Annotated in this window: 16 protein-coding genes; 11 read left to right on the plus strand and 5 right to left on the minus strand. The window is 63.5% G+C overall.

Annotated elements, in window-relative coordinates:
• The first annotated feature begins 38 nt into the window (after window positions 1-38).
• Window positions 39-206, plus strand: coding sequence for a 50S ribosomal protein L33 (gene rpmG, locus FHS54_RS13290; RefSeq protein WP_007687342.1), 168 nt, complete (start codon window positions 39-41; stop codon window positions 204-206).
• A 204-nt stretch (window positions 207-410) separates the two neighbouring features.
• On the opposite strand, the gene FHS54_RS13295 is transcribed toward rpmG, so the two are convergent.
• Both FHS54_RS13295 and FHS54_RS13300 read right to left on the minus strand, forming a co-directional pair.
• On the minus strand, window positions 411-2,282 hold the full coding sequence (locus FHS54_RS13295; protein WP_167304268.1) for a PhoX family protein: 1,872 nt from the start codon (window positions 2,280-2,282) through the stop codon (window positions 411-413).
• Window positions 2,283-2,432: 150 nt separating this feature from the next.
• Window positions 2,433-2,795, minus strand: a complete 363-nt coding sequence (locus FHS54_RS13300; RefSeq protein ID WP_341785970.1) for a response regulator — start codon at window positions 2,793-2,795, stop codon at window positions 2,433-2,435.
• A gap of 69 nt (window positions 2,796-2,864) precedes the next feature.
• Here FHS54_RS13300 and FHS54_RS13305 point away from each other — a divergent pair, with 69 nt between their 5' ends.
• The 5 genes from FHS54_RS13305 to FHS54_RS13325 are packed head-to-tail and all read left to right on the plus strand — an operon-like array spanning window position 2,865 to window position 6,110.
• Window positions 2,865-3,161: a DUF3572 domain-containing protein gene (locus tag FHS54_RS13305; RefSeq protein WP_167304270.1), complete on the plus strand. Its 297-nt coding sequence runs from the start codon at window positions 2,865-2,867 to the stop codon at window positions 3,159-3,161.
• Window positions 3,158-3,814, plus strand: coding sequence for an HAD family hydrolase (locus FHS54_RS13310; RefSeq protein ID WP_167304272.1), 657 nt, complete (start codon window positions 3,158-3,160; stop codon window positions 3,812-3,814). The genes FHS54_RS13305 and FHS54_RS13310 overlap by 4 nt, the downstream gene beginning before the upstream one ends.
• Window positions 3,811-4,275, plus strand: a complete 465-nt coding sequence (locus FHS54_RS13315) for a RidA family protein (protein ID WP_167304274.1) — start codon at window positions 3,811-3,813, stop codon at window positions 4,273-4,275. The genes FHS54_RS13310 and FHS54_RS13315 overlap by 4 nt, the downstream gene beginning before the upstream one ends.
• A complete protein-coding gene (locus FHS54_RS13320; protein WP_279589136.1) occupies window positions 4,235-4,984 on the plus strand; it encodes a glycerophosphodiester phosphodiesterase family protein in 750 nt (249 codons plus the stop codon). Before FHS54_RS13315 ends, FHS54_RS13320 begins: the two co-directional genes overlap by 41 nt.
• A complete protein-coding gene (locus tag FHS54_RS13325) occupies window positions 4,977-6,110 on the plus strand; it encodes a GNAT family N-acetyltransferase (RefSeq protein WP_167304276.1) in 1,134 nt (377 codons plus the stop codon). Before FHS54_RS13320 ends, FHS54_RS13325 begins: the two co-directional genes overlap by 8 nt.
• A gap of 3 nt (window positions 6,111-6,113) precedes the next feature.
• On the opposite strand, the gene FHS54_RS13330 is transcribed toward FHS54_RS13325, so the two are convergent.
• Complete coding sequence (locus FHS54_RS13330; protein ID WP_167304278.1) at window positions 6,114-6,410, minus strand: SEL1-like repeat protein; 297 nt, start codon at window positions 6,408-6,410, stop codon at window positions 6,114-6,116.
• Window positions 6,411-6,608: 198 nt separating this feature from the next.
• Here FHS54_RS13330 and FHS54_RS13335 point away from each other — a divergent pair, with 198 nt between their 5' ends.
• Entirely contained in the window at window positions 6,609-7,886 is a 1,278-nt protein-coding gene (locus FHS54_RS13335; protein ID WP_167304498.1) for a multidrug effflux MFS transporter, read from the plus strand.
• A gap of 46 nt (window positions 7,887-7,932) precedes the next feature.
• On the opposite strand, the gene FHS54_RS13340 is transcribed toward FHS54_RS13335, so the two are convergent.
• Window positions 7,933-9,549 (minus strand): amino acid permease, encoded by a 1,617-nt coding sequence (locus FHS54_RS13340; RefSeq protein WP_167304279.1) that lies wholly within the window; start codon window positions 9,547-9,549, stop codon window positions 7,933-7,935.
• 143 nt (window positions 9,550-9,692) lie between these two features.
• Here FHS54_RS13340 and pgeF point away from each other — a divergent pair, with 143 nt between their 5' ends.
• Both pgeF and FHS54_RS13350 read left to right on the plus strand, forming a co-directional pair.
• On the plus strand, window positions 9,693-10,451 hold the full coding sequence (gene pgeF, locus FHS54_RS13345) for a peptidoglycan editing factor PgeF (RefSeq protein ID WP_167304500.1): 759 nt from the start codon (window positions 9,693-9,695) through the stop codon (window positions 10,449-10,451).
• A gap of 166 nt (window positions 10,452-10,617) precedes the next feature.
• Window positions 10,618-11,991, plus strand: a complete 1,374-nt coding sequence (locus tag FHS54_RS13350) for a glutamate--cysteine ligase (protein ID WP_167304281.1) — start codon at window positions 10,618-10,620, stop codon at window positions 11,989-11,991.
• Window positions 11,992-12,002: 11 nt separating this feature from the next.
• Here the strand turns inward: FHS54_RS13350 and FHS54_RS13355 are convergent, their stop codons facing one another.
• The gene (locus FHS54_RS13355) at window positions 12,003-13,304 is read right to left on the minus strand and encodes a methyltransferase family protein (protein WP_167304283.1); all 1,302 of its coding nucleotides are present in this window, start codon (window positions 13,302-13,304) and stop codon (window positions 12,003-12,005) included.
• Between the two features lie 199 nt (window positions 13,305-13,503).
• Between FHS54_RS13355 and ruvA the strand changes: the two genes are divergently transcribed.
• Entirely contained in the window at window positions 13,504-14,115 is a 612-nt protein-coding gene (gene ruvA, locus FHS54_RS13360) for a Holliday junction branch migration protein RuvA (RefSeq protein WP_167304285.1), read from the plus strand.
• Complete coding sequence (gene ruvB, locus FHS54_RS13365) at window positions 14,112-15,131, plus strand: Holliday junction branch migration DNA helicase RuvB (protein WP_167304287.1); 1,020 nt, start codon at window positions 14,112-14,114, stop codon at window positions 15,129-15,131. Before ruvA ends, ruvB begins: the two co-directional genes overlap by 4 nt.
• The last annotated feature ends 72 nt before the right edge of the window (window positions 15,132-15,203 follow it).

Below are 15,203 nucleotides of genomic sequence, written 5' to 3' on the forward strand. Positions count from 1 at the left end.
TTTTCTTTTCACGATATTACGACCAGGAACACAGGGCCATGGCCAAGCCAGCAACCGTCAAGATTCGCCTCGTCAGCTCGGCTGACACCGGATTCTTCTACGTTACGAAGAAGAACCCGCGCACGAAGACCGAGAAGCTGAGCTTCCGCAAATATGACCCGGTCGTGCGCAAGCATGTCGAGTTCAAGGAAGCCAAGATCAAGTGATCTGCGGGCGGCGTTAAGCCGTCCCGGTTCCATTTGGATGCTTCAAGGAAAGGCCCGTCCCTGTGAGGGAACGGGCCTTTCCTTGTTGCTGCCTGAAATCGATAACGGGCAGTGCCCCCTCCCCTTTCCGCGCTGTCGGGAAGCATCATGCGATGCTTCCCGAATTGGTCCGCGGCGAACGGGAAGGTTGTGCCGTCGCGTTCGTCAGTTGCCGACCGGCTGATCGTCGGTGCGGGTGATGACGACAGTGGAGGAACGCGGCTGTTGCCCCGCGACTGGCCAGTCCCCCGTGGGATGCTGAATATTGACGAAGAAGGTCTTGAGGTCCGGCGTGTAGGCGATGCCGGTAATTTCACAGCCGACCGGCCCCACCAGGAAGCGTTTGGACTGTTTGCTGGTCTGGTCGACATGGAACATCGCATTATTGCCGAAGGCCTGGTCGATGGTCGTACCGGTCACGCCCGAATTGCCCGGCACGCTATGGTCGGTCTGGACCCAGAGGCGACCCTGCGGGTCGATGCGAAGGCCGTCGGGGCTTGAAAAAGTGTCGCCATTGATATTGCCCACCAGATTGGAGCCGCCCGCCGCCAGGCCGGGATCGCCCGCCTGCAGGAAAATTTCCCAGGTGAAGCTGGTCGCCAGCGGCGAATCGCCATTTTCTTTGAACTTGATGATATGGCCGTGAAGGTTGCGGGTGCGGGGGTTGGCAGCGTCGGTCACCTGCCGACCGCTATTATTCGTCAGGGTGCAGAAGACCGCGCTGTTGTCCGGCGCGACGGTCAGCCATTCCGGTCGATCCATGACGGTGCCGCCCGCGACACGCGCCGCCGCCTTGGTGTTGATCAGCACATCCGCCCGGCTGTTGAAGTCGATGATGGTGGGCGCGGGTGGCGTCGTGCTCTGGCTGATATTGCCGGGGTCCGAAGCGCCGGGGAGCAAGCCGTTCTGCCCGTATACCAACGCGCGCCATTCGCCCGTGCCATCGGCATTGAAGCGAGCGACATAGAGCGTGCCATAATCCAGAAGATCCGTGTTCGCGGCCCGATTTGACGCACTGTAGGCGCGATCAGGCACGAATTTGTAGATGCAGCCCGGCGTGGCGTCGTCACCCATGTAGAATGCGGTGCGGCGGTTGCTGTCCGCCATGAAGGCGACATTTTCATGGTCGAACCGGCCCATGGCGGTGCGCTTGGTCGGTTCAGCCAGTTCCTGGGCGGGATCGATTTCGACCACCCAGCCATAGTCGTTGTCCGGCTGCGTCGGATCGAGATAATTGTCCGTCGTTTCTTCGCAGGTGAGGTAGGTGCCCCAGGGCGTGCGACCAGACGCGCAATTGTTGAGCATCCCCTTGATCGTGCCGGAAAGCTGGCCAGCGGCGGGGCCGCCCGCGCGATAGCTGCTGTTGCCGGTATAGCGCTTGTTGAAGCGCGAACCCGCCTTCACTGCCCATTTGCCGTCCGTACCCTTGGCGACTTCGACGACCGAGATGCCGACGGCAGAAAGCGCCAGCGCCTTTTGATCGGCAGTGGCGGTGGCGGCATCATAGCTGCCCGAAAACAGAATCTGGCTGTCGGGATATTCATGGTTGATCGCGAGCAGGCCGCCGATATTGGCGTCGGTGCCGGACAGTTCGAAATACTCCATGCCGTCATGATTGCCGCCCGCCCATTTTTCCGCGTCGGCGGGGGTGGGGTAGCTGCCCGAATAGGGGGTGCCAGCCTCAACGGAATCGCCCGCTTTCAGCAGGACATCGACGGTGTAGCCGGTCGGGACGGTCACGGTGTCGTTCTGGTTCGCCGCCACCGGAGCGAAGGCGATGGCATAGCTGGGCGTGGGGGTCGGCGTTGGCGACGGGCTGGGGCTGGGCGAAGGCGAGGCGAAGCCGTCGTCATCATCGCCACAAGCGGCCAGCGTTCCCAGCATCGGCAGGATCGACAGGCCCAGCAGCCCGTTTTTCAGGATGGAGCGGCGGCCCGGATTGGCAGCGACAATGGCTTCCAGGCTGTTGTCGCCTACTGTGATCGTGGGCTGGTTGTCACGAAACGGCGCGCGCGCTTCGTCGGTCAGATGAGACATGGTTGTTTACCCCTGGTGCAGATCGGGCTGTCCGCAGTTCGCGGCGCCCATGGCCAGGGAGTTGGCAGAGGCAGATGAAATCAGGGCGTCATTTCAGCGACATGGCCATGAAAGCAGCATGACGGTCCGGTGACGATCGTGGCCCATCCGTTACAGCAGCGCGTTCACCTGTTCGACAAAGCGCAGCACGGAAATAGGCTTGGACACATAGGCCTGCGCACCCGCGCCGCGAATCCGGTCCTCATCGCCCTTTCCGGCGTAGGCGGTGACCGCCATGATCGGCACGGCGGACAGGCGCGGGTCGCGTTTCAGCGATATGATGAGGTCAAGGCCGCTGACATGCGGCAAATGAATGTCGGTGATCACCAGGTCCGGGCGGAACTCCAATGCCTGCACCACCGCGTCGCGACCGTCGCGCAAGGGCAGCACTTCATGCCCGTGCGCGCGCAACAGATCGCAAAAAAGTTTGAGATTGAGTTCGTTGTCCTCGACAACGAGCACACGCTTTGCCACCAGTCACCCGCGTTTCGATCATGCGCACAGGATATGCGCCCTTAATATTGTCCCCAGCCGAGAACCACCATGCGTCCCCATGACCCCGAAGGCAAGAAGGATAGCCAAGGCGATGCCCAGGCAGCGGGCACGCTGGCGCTGATGGCGCTCGCCTGGACGTTGAGCGACGAACGGCGGGCCGAGCGCCTGCTGGCGCTGACGGGACTGGACGCCGACGCGTTGCGCAGGGGCATCGACAGCCCGGCGGTGCTGGGGGCCGTGCTGGATTTCCTGGCCGATCACGAACCTGATTTGATTGCCTGCGCCGAAGCGATCGAAACCACTCCTGCCACTTTGATCGGCATCAGGACCCAGCTTCGCCAATGACCCGTCCCCTTATCATTACCGACTGCGACGAAGTCCTGCTGCACATGGTCGTGCCGTTTCGGCAGTGGCTGGACGAGCAGCACAATGTCCATTTCGACATGGCCGAGCAGGGTTTTGTCGAGGCGCTGCGCCACAAGGACAGCGGCATCCCGTTGGAACGCGAGCTGGTATGGCAATTGCTGATCGGCTTTTTCGACACCGAAATGCACCGGCAACAGCCTATCGCAGGCGCGATTGAATCGCTTGGCCGCCTGTCGCGCATCGCCGACATCGTCGTGCTGACCAACATTGGCGAGCGTCATCATCAGCAGCGGATAGAACAATTGGCGACCCACGGGCTGCACCATGGCGTCCACTGGAACCACGGCGGCAAGGGACCGCCGCTGGCCGCCATCGTCGCGGAACGCAAGCCGCCGGTCGCCCTGTTCATCGACGACCTGGCCGAACATCATGCGTCGGTCGCGGACCATGCGCCGGGCGTGTGGCGCCTGCACATGGTCGGCGAACCCGAAATCGCTCCCAATATCGCCGCTGCCCCGTCGTCCCATGCGCGGATCGACACATGGAGCGCAGCCGAACAATGGATCACCGAGCGGTTGGCCCAAGGCCCCGCCCCTATTTCCCCGCCCCCTACCAATGGAGCTTCCTTATGAGCGTTGAAACCCGACTTGCCGAACTGGGCATCACCTTGCCCGTCGCCGCTGCGCCTGTTGCCGCCTATGTCGCCACGGTGGAAGCGAACGGCCTGCTGCATATTTCCGGCCAGATTTCGCTGTCCGACGGACAGTTGATGACCGGCCGACTGGGTGAAGACCGCGACCTGGACTATGGCGTCAAGGCGGCGCGCGCCTGCGGCCTGAACCTGATCGCGCAGATCAAGGCGGCGCTGGGCAGCCTGGACCGGGTCGAGCGGATCGTGAAGCTGGGCGCATTCATCAGCAGCGCGCCTGATTTCACCGACCAGCCCAAGGTCGCCAATGGCGCGTCCGAACTGATGGTCGAAGTGTTCGGCGACGCGGGCAAGCACACGCGCAGCGCCGTGGGCGTTCCCGTCCTGCCGCTGGGCGCCGTCGTTGAAATCGACGCTGTGGTCCTTGTCCGGCCCGCTGCCTGATCCTTACGCCTTCCTGATCGAACGGCCCTTTGCCCATCGCGGGCTGCATGGGCCGTCGATCAGTGAAAACGGCATGGCGGCGTTCCGCGCCGCCGTGGCGCAGGGTCATGGCATCGAATGCGACGTCCGGTTGAGCCATGACGGGATCGCCATGGTTTTTCACGACACGGCGCTGTCGCGCATGACCGGCGTGGAGGGCGATATATGCAATTGGCCAGCCGATCGGCTGGACCAGCTGCCTCTAAATGATGGCGAGCCGGTTCCCCGGCTCGCCGCCCTGCTCGACCTATGCGGGACGCAGGTGCCGCTGCTGATCGAAATCAAGGTGACGGGTCGGCGGGTCGCGCCGATCTGCCGCGCGGTGGCGCAGGACCTCGCGCGTCATCCGGGCGCGAAGGCGGCGGTCATGTCGTTCAATCCCCTGGCGATGCGATGGTTTGCACGGCACATGCCCGGCATAGCGCGCGGCCTGGTCGTTACAGAGCAAGACAAGCCGGGCTGGCGCGGGGAAATACAGGGTGGCCTTGCGCTTTGGCTTGCCCGGCCCGATTTTGTGGCCTGTGACATTCTTGACCTGCCTTCATCCCTTTCCACGCGCGCGCGCCGCAAGGCCATGCCCGTGCTGACCTGGACCGTGCGCACCCCGGACGATCGGGCCCGCGCAGCGCGATATGCGGACCAGATCATCTTTGAGGTGGCGCGTGACTGATTGCGTGGCGCGGGTGGCAAGCGGTGTCGCGGACCTGCCCCGCGACCAGTGGGACGCCTGCGCCGGGGCGGCGAATCCGTTCATATGCTGGGATTTCCTGGCGGCGCTGGAAAAATCGGGCAGCGTCGGGCCGGGCACTGGCTGGCAAGCACTGCCTTTGCTGATCGATGGACCCGATGGACGGATCGCCGCGGCGGCTCCGCTCTATGCCAAGACCCATAGCCAGGGCGAATATGTGTTCGACCATGGTTGGGCCGAGGCATGGGAGCGGGCGGGTGGCCGTTACTATCCCAAAATCCAGCTTTGCGCCCCCTTTTCCCCGGTTCCCGGCCCCCGGCTGCTGCTGCGCGACCCGTCGCTGGCCCCCGCGCTGATCGCCGGGATCGAGGCGGTGGTCGAGCGCAACACATTATCATCGGCGCACGCCACCTTCATCGAACCGGCGCAGGTGCCGTTGTTCGAGGCGGCGGGCTGGCTGATCCGGGAGGACATCCAGTTCCACTGGACCAACCGGGGCTATCACAATTTCGATGATTTCCTGGCCAGCCTGTCCAGCGCCAAGCGGAAGAATATTCGCAAGGAACGGGCGCGCGCGGTCGAAGGGCTGGACATTCTCCACCTGACCGGTGCGGACCTGCGCGAAGAACATTGGGACGAATTCTGGCGATTTTACCAGGATACCGGCGCGCGCAAATGGGGGCGACCCTATCTGACGCGGGCCTTTTTTTCGATGCTGGGCGAAAGCATGGCGGACCGCGTGTTGCTGGTGCTGGCGCGGCGGCAGGGTCGCGCGATTGCGGGCGCGCTGAACCTGATCGGCGGCGATGCGCTATACGGGCGCTATTGGGGCTGCACCGAAGAGGTCCCCAACCTTCATTTCGAGCTATGCTATTATCAGGCGATCGACATCGCCATCGCCCGCGGTCTGTCGCGGGTGGAAGCGGGAGCGCAGGGCGGGCACAAGCTGGCCAGGGGCTATGCGCCCGAACCGACCTATTCAGCCCATTATCTGCCCAATCCGTCATTTCGCCGAGCAGTGGCGGATTTTCTGTCACGGGAGCGGGCTGGCGTCGAACGCGACCGCGCCTGGTTGGGCGAACGAACGCCGTTCAGGAAAGCGGACTGACGATCAGGCCGCGCGCAGCTGGGTCGCGGCGATCATGGCGCGTGCCTGGCGCTGTGCCTCGGCAATTTCGCGCGCGGTCATTTCTTCCGCGATTTCGGCGCGCATCGCCTGCCCTTCCTCACTGCCGCGCAGCGCGGCGAGGTTGAACCATTTGTGCGCTTCCACCAGATCGACCGACAGGTCGCCCGTGCCGCAGCTATAGGCGACGCCCAGTTCAAAACAGGCTTCGGCCGATTCATATGCCGCAACCGACCGGCGGCTTTCCATCAGAAACTGTGCGCTCTTCAAACTGTTCGCCATGACCGGATCCCCCTTATGGATTTCACTGGATGGTTCTTGACGAGCGGCAGAATGGACGGTTCATGATAAAAAAATGGTTAACGCGATTTTCCGGGCTGGGCGTCCTGGGCCAGCAACAGCGGGGCGGGCGAAGGTTAATGCGTTGAATTGACGATCCAGGGGGTGGCGTCCACCGGGGATAATCCCCATAGCCACGCCATGACTGCCTCCCCGGAAACATCTGCCTCGGCCCCGCCGAAAAAGGACATAGCGTTCCGCGAATTTGTCCTTCTGTCCGCATGCCTGATCGCAATGAATGCGCTGTCCATCGACCCTATGCTGCCCGCTTTGCCGGACATTGGCCGGGACCTGGCCGTCACGCAGCCCAATGACCGGCAACTGATCATCAGCGTCTATTTCATGGGGCTAGGCGTTGGATCATTGATCTTCGGCGTCCTGTCCGACCGATTCGGCCGCAAGAAAGTGCTGGGCATCGCGATGGCGCTGTTCATCCTGGCATCCATCGCCTGCGCAGCGGCGCAAAGCTTTGCGATGATGCTGACGGCGCGCGCGATGGCCGGATTTTTTGCGGGGGCGAGCCGGGTGATCGCCGTCAGCATCATCCGCGATCGTTTCCGGGGCGACGCCATGGCGCGGGTCATGTCGTTGATCTTTGCCGTGTTCATGCTGATCCCGGTGGTCGCGCCCAGTTTCGGGCAAGCGATATTGTGGATAGCGCCATGGCGGTGGATTTTCTGGATATTGGCGATCCTGTCCACGCTGATCCTGTTGTGGATGCTGATCCGCCTGCCCGAAACGCTGGCGCCGGAAAACCGCGTCCCCATCAGCGTGCGGTCCCTGCTGCGCACCATGGGGACGATCGTCACCACGCGCAGTTCGATCGGCTATATGCTGGCAAGCGGGGTTGCGATGAGCGGCCTGATCGGCTTCATCCTGTCGATCCAGCAAATCTTTTTCGACGTGTTCGACGCGCAGGCGATATTCCCCTTTGCCTTCGCGGCGCTGGCAGGCAGCATGGGGATCGGCAGCCTGGTCAACAGTCGGCTGGTGTCGCGCTTTGGCGCGCGGCGGCTGAGCCAAGGGGCGTTGCTGGGCCTGATCCTTATCAACGCGATGCATCTGGCCGTCATTCTGGCCGGTTACGAAACGATGATCAGCTTCATCATCCTGCAATCGCTGACGATGCTGACGGTGGCGTTCACCGCGTCCAATTTCAGCGCGATTTCGATGGAGCCATTTTCCAGGGGAGCGGGCGCCGCGTCGTCCTTTCAGTCATTCCTGACAACGGCGGTTTCCAGCATTTTCGGCAGCCTGGTCGGTCTGTCCTTTGACGGTTCGACCCTACCCCTCACCTTGGGCATGCTGGCCTTTGGCGCGCTGTCGTTCCTGATCGTCTATTGGGCAGAGAGAGGAAAGCTCTTTACCCGCCCCGGTCACAGCGCACTGCGTGACGTGGGGGTCGAAACGGTCCGTTGAACGGGAAAGGGGGGCGTGATTGCCCGCCCCCCTTTCCCCTTTTTTGTCAGGCGTCGCGCCCGCCCGGTGTGGGCGCGCCCGGCATCGGCGGCACCGGCTGTGGCGGAATGCCGCTATCCTGTTCATGCGTTTCCACAATGCCCTGCGCCACATGACTCTTGCGATAGCCATAGAGGAAATAGAGCAGCAGCCCCAGCCCGCCCCAGACCGGCAGGACCATCTGGGCGTCGACCGGCAGATTGAAGAACAGGAACATGCAGCCAATGGCCGCAGCGGGCGCGATGAGCCAGAGCGCCGGCGTCCTGAACGGGCGCGCGCGCCGGGGATCCCTGACCCGAAGCACCATGACCGCGATCGACACCATGAAAAAGGCGAACAGCGTCCCTGAATTGGAGATGTCAGCCAGCTGGCCCACGGGCAGCAAGGCAGCGGCGATGGCAACGAAGATGCCGGTGACGATCGTCACGACATGCGGCGTCTTGAAGCGCGGGTGGATGCTGGCTAGCTTTTCCGGCAACAAGCCGTCACGCGCCATCACAAAGAAAATGCGTGTCTGACCGAACATCATCATCAGGATGACAGAGGGCAGAGCGAGGTTGGCGGCGAGGCCAAGCGCGTTGCCGACAACGTTCCAGTTGATCGCCCGCAGCACATGGGCCAGCGCTTCGTTGGAACAGACGAGGTCATTGGCGTGAACCGCCGTGGCGCAGGCAGCAGCAAAGCCCGCCGACCCCGGCGCGACCACCGATCCATCGGGACCCAGCACCGGCTGCGCGCCGATTGCGCCAATCGCGCCCGCCGCGACGAACAGATAAAAGATGGTGCAGATCGCAAGGCTGCCGATCAGGCCGATCGGCACGTTGCGTTGCGGATTTTTGGTTTCTTCCGCAGCGGTCGAAACCGCGTCGAAGCCGACATAGGCAAAGAAGATCGATGCCGCCGCGCCGACGATGCCCATGCCGCTGGTGCCTGCCGGGCCGAACCAGCCATTGGGCGCGAAGGGCGAAAAATTGCCAGAGTCGAGGGCGGGAAGCGTAAGCGCGACGAAAGCCGTGAGCGCCGTCACCTTGATGGCGACCAGAACTGCGTTCACGCGCGCGCTTTCGGTCGTGCCGACGACCAGCAACGCGGTGACGGCCAAAGCGATGACGATCGCGGGAATGTTGATAAACCCGTGCGAGAAATCGGCATGAGGGATCAGGCCGTTCATGGTCCAGACCGGCCCAGCCGATAGCGCCTGGGGCAATTCAAGCCCGGTGATACTTTTCATGAGGCCCATGAAATAGCCTGACCAGCCGACCGACACGGCGCTGGCCGCGACCGCATATTCCAGGATGAGCGCCCATCCCACCATCCAGGCGAGCAGTTCGCCCACAACCGCATAGGTATAGGTATAGGCCGACCCGGAAACAGGGACCATCGATGCGAGTTCGGAATAGCACAGGGCGGCAAAGGCACAGACCGCGCCTGCGATCATGAAGCTCCACATCATGCCCGGTCCCGCCTTTTGCGCGGCGGCGGCGGTCAGCACGAAAATACCGGTGCCGATGATCGCGCCGACGCCCAATAGCGTCAGCTGGACCGGCCCCAATGTGCGGACGAGGGATTTTTTCTCGGCTGTCGCCAATATGGCGTCCAGCGGCTTTATGCGCCCGAAGATCATGAATGGAACCCTTTTTCCATATGTCGTTGTCCCGGTCGTGCAGGCCGACCGCTCCCCTATTTTCTATAATCCGGGAGACTATCGCCTAATCCGGATCGCGCAAGTATGTTGCGCGGTGCCGACACAGAATAAGGAAGCCCATGATGATCGAAATGCTGCGGGCAGGGTGCCTGGCCAATGTTCCCCATGGTTTTGCAGGGCGGCGCGGCGGCGTGTCCACCGGCGTTCACGCGGGCCTGAATGTCGGGCTGGGATCGGACGATGAGCGAGATGCGATTTTGCGCAACCGCGATTTGGCGCGCGACGCCCTGCTCCCCGGAGCGAAGCTGGTGACGGTGCGGCAGGTCCACTCGCCCGACGTGGTGACGGTCAGGGCAGCGATCGAGGAGCAGGACCGCCCGGCGGCGGACGCCATGGTTACAGACCGGCCCGGACTGATCCTGGGCATATTGACGGCGGACTGCGTGCCAGTCCTGTTCGCCGATCCTGATGCAGGCGTCGTCGGCGCGGCGCATGCGGGCTGGAAAGGCGCTTTGAGCGGCGTAACCGACCGGACGATCCAGGAGATGGAGAAACTGGGCGCTCAGGCGCAGCGCGTCCGCGCCGCCATCGGCCCCTGTATCGGGCGCGCATCCTATGAAGTGACCGAGCCGTTCCTGCGCGCTTTTGAAGAGCAGGACCCGGAAAATGGACGGTTTTTCAGTGAGGGGCGCGAAGGCCATTACCAGTTTGACATCGCCGCTTATGTCGCGGCGCGCCTGGCGGCCAACGGCATCGGCCGGGTCGAGATGCTGGATGAGGACAGCTACAGCCAGCCTGAGCGTTTTTTCAGCTATCGCCGATCCTGCCATCACGGCGAAGCGAGCTATGGTCGGCAGATTTCGATGATCGCGGTGGGGTGACAGCGCGCGGCCCCGGCCTTCCGCGCCCAATATGGCATGGTCGGCGGGCTGTCGGATCGCTTTTTTAGTTGCAATAGAGGATGGGATTGCGGCCACGCCGCCTGCAACCTATTTGTCGCGGGCGCGCCGCTGTTTGACGCGCAAGGGGGACAGGCTAAGGCGTGGCATGAGCACCAGAACAGACTCAGGGGAAAATGATCCCGTCATCGAGAGCCGCGACCAGTTGCTCGCCGCCTTCGCCAAGGGGGAAAAACCCAAGGATCGTTGGCGCATCGGGACCGAACATGAAAAGTTCGTCTATGCCAGGACCGATCATCATGCCCCATCCTATGGAGAGAGCGGGGGCATCCACACCCTGCTGATCGGCCTGACCCGCTATGGCTGGAGCCCGGTGTTCGAGGGCGAGAACATCATCGCCTTGTCCGGTCCCGACGGCACGGTCAGCCTGGAACCGGCGGGACAGCTGGAGCTGTCAGGCGCGCCGCTGGAAAATCTGCACCAGACCTTTGGCGAGACGCAGCGGCATCTGGAACAGGTCCGATATGTCGGCGAAATGCTGGGACTGGGCTTCCTTGGCCTTGGCATGTGGCCCGACAAGCGCCGCGACGAGTTGCCGATCATGCCCAAAGGCCGATACGACATCATGCTGCGCCATATGCCGCGCGTCGGATCGCTGGGCCTGGACATGATGCTGCGCACCTGCACCATCCAGACCAATCTCGATTACGGCAGCGAAGCGGACATGGTGCAGAAGTTCCGCGTCAGTCTGGCGCTACAACCGCTGGCGACCGCGCTGTTCGCCAATTCCCCCTTTACCGAAGGCAAGCCCAACGGCTTTTTGTCTTATCGCAGCCATATCTGGTCGGACACCGACCCCGCGCGCACCGGCATGTTGCCGTTCGTGTTCGAGGATGGCTTTGGCTATGAACGCTACGCCGACTATGCGCTCGATGTGCCGATGTATTTCGTCTACCGCGAGGGCCGTTATATCGATGCGGCAGGGCTGAGCTTTCGCGACTTCCTGGACGGGCGGCTGTCCGTCCTGCCGGGCGAGAAACCGACCGAAAAGGATTGGGAGGACCATCTGTCCACCGCCTTCCCTGAGGTGCGGTTGAAAAGCTTTCTGGAAATGCGCGGGGCGGATGGCGGCCCGGCGGACCGGATCACGGCGCTGCCTGCCTTTTGGGTCGGACTGCTTTACGATCAGGGTGCGCTCGACGCGGCGTGGGATCTGGTCAAGGACTGGTCCATGGCGGATCGGCAGGCATTGCGGGACGCTGCGCCGCGTCTGGCTCTGAACGCTCCGCTGCCGGGCGGGCGAACGCTGCGCGACATTGCCGGTCAAGTGCTGGAAATTGCGAGAGGCGGGCTGAAGGCGCGGGCGCGGATGGACGATGCTGGCCGGGATGAGGCCGGATATCTGGCACCGCTGGACGACATCGCCGCATCAGGGGTCACCCATGCCGAACGGCTGCTGGAACGCTATCATGGCGAATGGGCGGGCGACCTTGGCCGGGTATATGCCGAGGAAAGCTATTGATCCACGCGCCCCTATTCGGCGGGCTGTAGTTCCGGCCCGCCAGCCGACTTGCGCCCGGTAATCCAGGCGAACAGGCGGGGGACCGGCGCGTTGCGCGCCATCCATTCGCTATAGGCGCGATAGGCGGGATCGGTCGACAGATGCGCCTCTTCCGTCCGGGCGCGCCAATAATAGACGGCATTGGTTACAGCCAGCATCGCGCAGTTGCGGACCATGTCGGTCAGGCTGCCCGACAGGGTCAGGAATGGCAGGGCGGAAAACCACCAGAACAGATTTTTCGACAGATAGGCGGGATGCCGGGTCCAGCGATATGGCCCATGCGTCAATATGCCGCGATGCGTCAGGTTGGAAAAGCGGATGCCAAAAGCCACCGTCGCCCAGGCATAGATAGCGGTCAGCAGCACCAGCCAGCCGCCCAGCAGCCATTGAATGGTCGTGTGCCCCTGCGTCCACATATCCCATTCCCCGCCGCCCGCATGATAATCGAGCGGGCCGCCCGCCCCCATCAGGACGAAGGGCGGATAGCAGATCAGCGCCGCCACCCATCCGCCCAGCGCGGGATTGGCGGACCGGATATGCGAATCCAGCGGCTTGCAGGTCAGCAGATAGCCCACTGTCGCCATACAGACGTCGATCATGAACATGACGGCGATCAGGAAGGCGGTCAGGTTCACCGGGTTGGCAAAGGCGTGATCGATGCGCCAATCGACGACGCTCGCGAAATTGCCGGGCACGATCGACAGCATGAAGGCGAGGAAGAAGCCCTTGACCATCCAGGCGCGGGCGTGATTGGCGACCTGTTCCCGGTCGGGCCTGCCCGCCGCGCCACCGATGACCCATTGGCCGAACGCGTAGGACGCGTCCTTCGGATCGACCAACCGCCGGTCGATCCACAGCACATAGGGGATGGAAAAGGCGAGCAACCATGGCGCGGCGGCCATGAACAGGTCCATGGAAAAGCGGTAGTTGCCGCTCCAGTACCAGCGCGCGACGCAATAGAAGATGGCGATGGCCAGCCATGTCGCCCACAGCCCGGCGATCTTGACGAGGCTGATATCGATCACCTCTCGCCATGGACGCGCAGGCCCGCGCCAGTCGATGCCCGTCGATGCGTTGCGATGCACCTTGTCCACCAGCAGCGACCACAACACCATCGGCAGGCCGCAGGCGACGACGGCGGCAAAGCCCGCATAGGGGCCGTCCATCCCGTAACGGCGCGCCACCAGCGTCCAGACGCCAAGGCCAAGGAGGCCGACAAGACCGACGCCATGACCGACGGCGGAAGGCGGGCAGGGATCGGCTGTCTTTCGCATGACGGCGACTTATGAGCGAAAATGGTAAGCAAGCGGTGAAGGACAGGACCGCCCCGCCCCCTCGCCCACCGCTTAAAGAACGGTCGTCACCAATCCCGGCGCGGCAGCTGGACGGATGCCACCACCACATCGCACGCTTTTAGCTGGCGCGAGGCCCAAGACGATGTAAAGAACAGACCATGACCAAAGGGCAAGGGGCATGATCGCTAAACTCAAGGGGCGGCTGGACAGCACCGGCACCGACCATGCCATCATCGATGTGGGCGGCGTCGGCTATCTGGTCGGCGCATCGTCGCGCACGCTCGCCGCGCTGGGTCCGGTCGGCGAAGCGGTGACAGTGCATACCGAAATGCTGGTATCCGACGATTCGGTGCGCCTGATCGGATTCGCACGCGGGGAGGAACGCGACTGGTTCCGCCTGCTGGTGGGCATACAGGGCGTGGGATCGCGGGTGGCGCTGGCGATCCTGTCGGCGCTGGAACCGGCGGAGCTGCATCGATCCGTGGCAACCGGCGACAAGGCGATGGTGGCGCGAGCGAACGGCGTCGGCCCGAAGCTGGCCCTGCGTATCGTCAATGAATTGAAGGACAAGATCGGCGCAGCGCCGGGTGCCAGTGGTGCGCTGGCGAGCGGCGGTATCGCGCCGTCCCTGATCAACGGCCATGGCGCGGACGCCATTTCGGCGCTTCAGAATCTGGGCTTCCGTCCGGCGGAGGCCAGCAGCGCCGTTGCAGCAGCGGAAGAAGAACTGGGTGATGGCGCGACCCTTGATGCGCTGGTCCGGCTGGCGCTGCGCAAGGCGTCGAAATGAGCGAGGACAGGCTGATCGCCTCCACCCGCCGCGTCGAAGATGTGGATGCGGCGCTGCGGCCCAAATCGTTAGGCGAATTTATCGGGCAGGAAGCGGCGCGCGGCAATTTGCGCGTGTTTATCGAGGCAGCGAAGGCGCGCGGCGAGGCGCTGGACCATGTGCTGTTCTTTGGGCCGCCGGGCCTGGGCAAGACGACGCTGGCGCAGATTGTTGCCAAGGAAATGGGCGTAGGATTTCGCGCGACATCGGGGCCGGTCATCGCCAAGTCAGGCGACCTGGCCGCGCTGCTCACCAATCTGGACGAAGGCGACGTGCTGTTCGTGGACGAAATCCATCGCCTGAACCCGGCGGTGGAAGAGGTGCTGTATCCAGCGATGGAGGATCGGGCGCTGGACCTGATGATCGGCGAAGGGCCGTCTGCCCGTTCCGTGCGCATCGACCTGCCGCATTTCACGCTGGTCGGCGCGACGACGCGGCAAGGATTGCTGACAACGCCCCTGCGCGACCGTTTTGGCATTCCGGTGCGGCTGCAATTTTATACGGTCGATGAGCTGGAGCTGGTGGTTCGCCGCGCGGCGCGATTGCTGAACCTGGTGATCACGCCCGACGGTGCGGTCGAAATTGCGCGCCGTTCGCGGGGCACGCCGCGCATCGCCGGACGGCTGCTGCGGCGCGTCCGCGACTTTGCCAATGTCGCAGGCGCGCAAGCGGTGGACGCCAAGGTGGCTGATGCGTCGCTCAGCCGCCTGGAGGTTGACCAGCTGGGGCTGGACCTGATGGACCGGCGCTACCTGATGATGATCGCCGATATTTATCGTGGCGGCCCGGTGGGGGTGGAGACGCTGGCGGCGGGCCTGTCCGAGCCGCGCGACACGGTCGAGGAAGTCATCGAACCCTATCTGATCCAGCTGGGCCTTATCGCTCGCACCGCACGGGGCCGTTGCCTGAATGGTCCGGGATGGAAGCATCTGGGGCTCAACCCGCCCGCAGGGACGCAGGACGGCCTGTTCGGCTGACAGGGTTCGTCGGCTGACAGGGCCGGGCCGAAAATTCGATTGGCCGTTACGGCACCGCGCCGTTATAGCCTG

This window comes from Sphingobium vermicomposti (assembly GCF_011762025.1).
GTDB classification, from domain to species: Bacteria; Pseudomonadota; Alphaproteobacteria; order Sphingomonadales; family Sphingomonadaceae; genus Sphingobium; species Sphingobium vermicomposti.